Source organism: Gluconobacter sp. P1D12_c, from assembly GCF_018812105.1.
GTDB classification, from domain to species: Bacteria; Pseudomonadota; Alphaproteobacteria; order Acetobacterales; family Acetobacteraceae; genus Gluconobacter; species Gluconobacter oxydans_A.
Genome location: NZ_JACSIQ010000276.1, coordinates 1 through 535, shown reverse-complemented (window position 1 = coordinate 535; position 535 = coordinate 1). Strand labels below are relative to the sequence as shown.

The following is a 535-nucleotide window of genomic DNA, read 5'->3' as shown; positions in this document are numbered from 1 at the left end:
CGCGAGCGCTGTCGAGGTTCAGGGATCGTACACACTCCAGGCGTTCCAGCAATCGCAGGATATTGCGCGCGGCTGGTGACAAGGGCGGGTTACGCAGCCACGAGAGCCAGGAGGCACTGCGATCGCCACGACGCTCCAGCATTTTGTCCAAACGACAACGGGTTTCCGGCGGCAGATCCCCTGCAAGGACGTCATGGACAAGGTGATCGGCCTGCTGGCGAGCACGGCGCACCAAGGCTTCAATGACAGTGACCGACGGCAGGAGAATGCTTCGGCGACGCATCTCGTCAATCAGGATCGCAGCCATGCGGGATGGCTGGGTCACATGATGTGCAATTGGCATCGCGAAACCGGTCATGTCATGAAATGCCGACCGATCGAAGGTTCGGTAGCCATAACGCTTCATCAGGTGGGCCAGATGGGATCGACGGGTTTCGTCACGACGTCCGTAATGGGACCAGAGCCCAGGGGACAGGTCGAGCTGCCGCGCAACAAATGACAGAATGGGAGCCGGTGGTGTTTCACCAGATTCCAG

1 protein-coding gene is annotated in these 535 nt (G+C 59.8%); it reads right to left on the bottom strand.

Translation table 11 applies throughout. From position 1 onward, the window contains the following. Positions 1-535 (bottom strand): DUF4158 domain-containing protein (locus KP705_RS16725; RefSeq protein WP_215765069.1); only part of this gene is annotated, 535 nt, incomplete at both ends.